The 5,375-nt window shown below is 62.9% G+C and carries 4 protein-coding genes; all 4 read left to right on the top strand.

Annotated features, from left to right (window positions below; genetic code table 11):
• Window positions 1–1,284: alpha/beta hydrolase (locus QOC89_RS18380; RefSeq protein WP_323046329.1), on the top strand; the 1,284-nt coding region annotated here is incomplete at its 5' end.
• A gap of 838 nt (window positions 1,285–2,122) precedes the next feature.
• Window positions 2,123–3,250: a sugar ABC transporter substrate-binding protein gene (locus QOC89_RS18375; protein WP_323046328.1), complete on the top strand. Its 1,128-nt coding sequence runs from the start codon at window positions 2,123–2,125 to the stop codon at window positions 3,248–3,250.
• A 36-nt stretch (window positions 3,251–3,286) separates the two neighbouring features.
• Window positions 3,287–4,885 carry a sugar ABC transporter ATP-binding protein gene (locus QOC89_RS18370; protein ID WP_323046327.1) on the top strand — a complete coding sequence of 533 codons (1,599 nt, stop codon included), beginning with the start codon at window positions 3,287–3,289 and terminating at the stop codon, window positions 4,883–4,885.
• Window positions 4,882–5,375 (top strand): ABC transporter permease (locus QOC89_RS18365; RefSeq protein WP_416340415.1); only part of this gene is annotated, 494 nt, incomplete at its 3' end. The genes QOC89_RS18370 and QOC89_RS18365, both read left to right, overlap by 4 nt.

The following is a 5,375-nucleotide window of genomic DNA, read 5'->3' as shown; positions in this document are numbered from 1 at the left end:
GCCGTGCCGGCCATCGCCGCAGACGCCACTTGCGTACCGCCCAATGCGTCGGTTCCGGCTGGTGCCAACACAACCGATCCGAAGGCGCCGTTCTTCATCGATACGGCGGGGCTGGATCTAAAGACGACTCCGCCCACTCGCGACCCGCACAATCCGAACTATCCGAAAGCGACAGAACTGCCGGATGGCCAGGTTCCGTCGATCAATAGCGAGGGCAACTTCATCATTGGTCCAACGCATCGGCCGTCGCCAGAGACGGTTGCTCAGGCCAATGTGCCGCACGGCACGGTCCATACCTTCATCATGACCTCGGCAGACAGCGTCATCTACCGGCCCGGCATGGTTCGTGACGATATGCCCGGATGCAAGAATTCCGCGGTGAATTCTTCTTCGACGGCTCCTGGCGACAAATCCGATCTTCTGGTGCCCGCGAGCCATCCTGGCAGTTGGAGTCGCGAGGTCGATGTCTATGTGCCGGCCGGTTACGTCGCGGGCACGGCCGCGCCATTCATCGTGTACGGTGATGGCGGCAGGCACAGCTTCTTCAAGGAGCAGATGCTGTTCAACGTGCTGGACAAGCTCATCCATGAGCACAAGCTGCCGCCGATGGTGGCCATCGGCATAGGCGCCGGCGGACAGGACGCGCAGGGCAGCGAACGGGGCCGCGAATATGACACCGTGTCCGGCACCTACGCCGGATGGGTGGAGCAGGAGGTGTTGCCCCGCGTCGAACAGAATGCGCATGTACGGTTGACGAAGGATCCGGATCGTCGTGCGACCATGGGCTTCAGCTCGAGTGCTGCCGCCGCCTTTACCATGGCCTGGTTCCGTCCCGATCTCTATCACCGCGTGCTTGGCTACTCGCCAACGATGGTGAACCAGCAATGGCCGCATGACACAGCACTTCCGGGTGGCGCCTGGCAGTACCATGATGTGTGGCCGGGGCCGATCAAGCCGAACCTCACCGTGTCGGGAAATACTGTGACGCCTGCAATCGCCTCCGATGGCGTACCGCTGATCCCGAATTCACCGCGCAAGCCGATCCGGTATTGGTTCGAGGCGGGTGATCGCGATCTCTTTTATCCGGTCAGTCCTCTTGCCGATGGCATGCATGACTGGACCGCGGCCAACGAGGACATGGCGCGCGTCCTCGCCGCCGAGGGATACCACTACCAGTTCGTGTTCTCCCGCAATGCCGGTCACGTCGACGATGCCACCGAAGCACAAACCATGGCCGAAGCACTCGAATGGCTTTGGAAAGACTACCCAGCGCCGGTGCGCTGAAACGGGCCGATGAGCGGAACCGCATCGCTGTGCACAACTCGGTGACTTGGTTGGATGACCGCTTTACCGTAGATCGGCGCACAAACCGCTCGCGAACGTTGGGTAAGGGCAAGAAGGCTTCCGAAAATCTTGCGCATAAGGCACGCTTTACAAGCCTGATCTGTAGTTCACTGGTTAGCTTGACGAACTGCATCGAACGTCCGGATTTTGGTCGGTCGGCCGTTCAGGACTTGGGACGCTGCTCGACGATCCGGTTGGCAACAGAGCGTCCGGCCGCTGCACCGGAAGCAAACCGCACGACCGCGCCTCCGATGGCTGAGACTTGTTCGTGCTAGCGAGGCGCGCACCTCATGCCTTCAGCAAAATCATTTCGAACGGTGAAGTACCTGTCAATGCTGCGAGGGCCGGTCGGCGGCTGGGTCGGTTGACGTGTGCGAAAGATCGCCCATCTGCGGCTCTCGAAATGGTCGAAGCCACCGGGCGACCGCTGAACTTCGTCAAAATGGCACCCCCACCCCGTGCAACGCCGCCTTCGTTCACAGCGGCCCAGTCCTTATCCACCAAGGGTTTCAGCCCGGCCGCCCGGTGCGTTGGACTCACTGGTAAACCACTATCGCGCGTGGATTGGTATGCCAGTACTGTCAGACAGGAACGCGTATGCGCATGCCCTCTTTTCGCTTCGAGGAGGCGCCGTTGAAAAGCTCCTTCTGCAAGTCCGATCCAGTCCCGCTATAGCAACTCCGCAAGGTTCCGTGCTTCACGCACACCGTGCCGGCAGTCCACGACCAGCCATGTGCGCAGGCAATCGGTACGTCCAATCGAACAAAAAGGAGGCAACATGCTTTCAGGAATCCACGTGCTTCGAGCGGCGGCGAGCGCCGCATTGGCGCTCTGCGCAAGCGGGGCTTTCGCGCAGGCTTCGATCGTTTCAGGGCCGTCCAGCGATCCCGCCTGCATGGTCCCCTGGAAGAGCGACACGAAGTTCATCAAGTATCCGAAGAAGAACGCGCCTTACCGGATCGCACTCGTGAACGGCTATATCGCGAACACCTGGCGTATCCAGATGATCAGGACGGCCAAGGCCTACACCGCGCAACCGGCCGTTGCCGCCAAGCTCAAGGAATTCAAGGTCGTCTCGACCGGCGAGGACGTTCCGGCGCAGATCTCGGCCGTCAACAACTTCATCGATGCCGGCTATGACGCCGTCATCGTGAACGCGCAGAACCCCTCCTCATTCGGCCCGGCGATCCGCCGCGCGAAGAACGCCGGTGTGGTGCTGGTCGCTTTCGACAACACGCTCGACAGCGAAGACGCGATCAACGTCAACGTCGACCAGTATGGGCTCGGTGCGCTGTGGGCCAAATGGCTCGCGGGCCACCTGCCGAAGGGAGGCAAGGTGCTCGAAGTTCGCGGGGTGGCGGGCACGTCGGTCGACACGGACCGGCACAATGGTTTCACGAAAACGCTGGACGACACCGGCAGGAAGTGGAACGTCGTCCAGGTCTACGGCAAGTGGGACGACGGGGTCGCGCAAAAGGTCGCCGCCGACGCGATTGCCGTGCAGGGTCATTTCGATGGCATATCGGCGCAAGGTGGCGACACGGGCGTCGTGCGCGCGATGATCGATGCGAAACACCCGTTCGTGCCTTTCGGCGGCGAGACGGAGAACGGCTTTCGCAAGTTCTGCGCGCAGTATGGGAGCCAGGGCCTGAAGTGCACGTCGGCGGGCACCGGGCCCGCGCAGGTGGCCGTGGCGATCAAGACGGCACTCGCTGCGCTGGATGGCCAGACGATTCCCGTGGCGATCAAGCTGCCGCTCGACGTCACCGACGATACGATGCTGAAGTCGGGCGTCAACTATTTTCCGAACGACTCCGACAACTTTTTCGTCGGCAACTCGTTTCCGACATGCGGCATCATTTTCTCTGCGCAGGAAATCATGAAGCAGAGCCAGGGCAACCAGTGACCGGATGATGGCCCGCGCTGTGACCGGAGACGAAGCATGCCGCAGGATGCAGAGCAGCCGTTCTTTCAGATGTCGGGCGTGTCGAAAAGCTACGGCGGCGCCGTCGCGCTGGATCACGCCGAGCTCACGGTGCGCAGAGGCCGCATTCACGCGATCCTCGGCGAGAACGGCGCGGGCAAGTCCACGTTGCTGAAGGTGATGTCCGGCGTCGTGCAGCCGGACGAGGGCACGATGCATTTCGATGGCCGGGAGGTCTCGTTCGCGTCGCCTGCCGAGGCGAACTCGGCCGGTATCGTCTGCGTGTATCAGGAGCTGTCGCTGATCCCCGACTTGAGCGTGGCGGACAACATCTACGCTGCGAACCCGCCGCGACGTTTTGGGATGATTGACCGGCGGACCCAACGCCGCCAGGCCGAGGAGGCGCTCGTGCGAGCGGGCGCCGCCGACATCAATCCGCTTGCGAAAGTCCGGGACCTGCCGCTGTCGCGCCAGCAGATGGTCGAGCTCGCGAAGGGGCTGGCACACGCGCCGCGCATTCTGATCCTCGACGAAGCCACCTCGGCGCTGACCGCGGCCGACGTCGCGCGCGTGATCGAGGTGCTCAAGCGCCTGCGCGAAGAGGGGCTCGCGCTGCTGTTCATCTCGCACCGCATGCACGAGGTGAAGGCGCTCGCGGACGAATGCACGGTCTACCGGAACGGTCGACATGTGATGAGCTTCGAAGCTGGCACGCGCTCCGACAGTGAGGTTGTCGAAATGATGATCGGCCGGAAGTACCAGCATGCGTTTCCTGCCAAACCCGCTGCCAAACCCGCTGCCAAACCCGCGGCCAAACCGGCGGACCAGCCCGCGCACGCCCGCAGCACCGCGCCGGTTCTCGCCTGTCGTGATCTCGCATGGAGCGACACGCTGCGGGGCATCAGCTTTTCGTTGCAGCCCGGTGAAATCCTCGGACTGGGCGGCCTCGACGGACAAGGCCAGCGCGAACTGCTGCTCGCGCTATTCGGCGTGTTGCGCGGCTGCGCGGGCAAAATCGAGATCAACGGCAAAGCCGTGTCGATCGGGAGCCCGACGGCCGCGCGCGCCAACGAAATCGGTATGGCGCTGATACCCGAGGACCGCAAGACCGAAGGCTTGATGCTGCCGATGTCGGTACGCGAGAACCTGTCGTTTGCCGCACTCGATCGCATGTCCACCGCCGGCATAATCGATCGCGACCGCCAGCAGTCGCTCGTCGAGCGGATGATGGAGCTGCTTGCGATCAAGTCGTTCAGCCTCGACGCGCCCGTGGGCTCGCTGTCGGGCGGCAACCAGCAGAAGGTCGTCATCGCGAAGTGGCTGATGCGGCAGCCGAGGATCCTGCTACTCAGCGACCCGACGCGCGGTATCGACGTCGGCACCAAGCAGGAGCTCTACCAGTTGCTCAGGCGCCTTGCCGACGAAGGCGCCGCGATCGTCTTCTATTCGACCGACTATGACGAGCTGATCGGCTGCTGCGACCGCGTGCTCGTACTGTACGAAGGCAGGATCAAGAAGGAACTCGTCGGCTCGGCGATTACCGAGCAGAACCTGATTGCCAGTGCTCTCGACCTGCCCGTCGGACAGATTTTGCCTTCCACGGGAGTGGCGCTATGAGCGGCCTGCGTTACTGGTATGCGGAGAATCGTGGAGCGGTGTTCGCGTTCGGCCTGTTCGTGCTGATGTTCGCGATCTATCTCGTCAACTATCCGTCGGCGTTGTCGGCCAATGTATTTCAGACGGCAGCGAACAAAGCGGTACTGCTCGCGCTCGTCTCGATGGGGCAGGCGCTCGTCGTGCTGACCGCCGGCATCGACCTGTCGATCGGCATGACGCTGGTGCTGACGAATTGCATCGGGTCGTGGATCGTTACGGGCGACTCGCTGCACAGCGCGCTCGGCATCGCCGGCGTGCTCGGCGCGGGTGCGCTGTGCGGCGCGCTGAACGGCGTGATCATCATTTTCGGCCGGCTGCAGCCGATCGTGACGACGATTGCGACGGGCGCCGTCTACTACGGATTGGCGCTGCTGCTGCGCCCTGTGCCCGGCGGATCGATCAACGAGGACCTCGCCGACGCACTGACGGGCAAGGTCGTCGGCGTTCTGCC

Origin of the sequence: Paraburkholderia sp. (genome assembly GCF_034668105.1) — a bacterium.
Lineage (GTDB): Bacteria > Pseudomonadota > Gammaproteobacteria > Burkholderiales > Burkholderiaceae > Paraburkholderia.
Note: the sequence above shows the minus strand (reverse complement) of the source record. Positions and strands in the feature narration are given on the sequence as shown.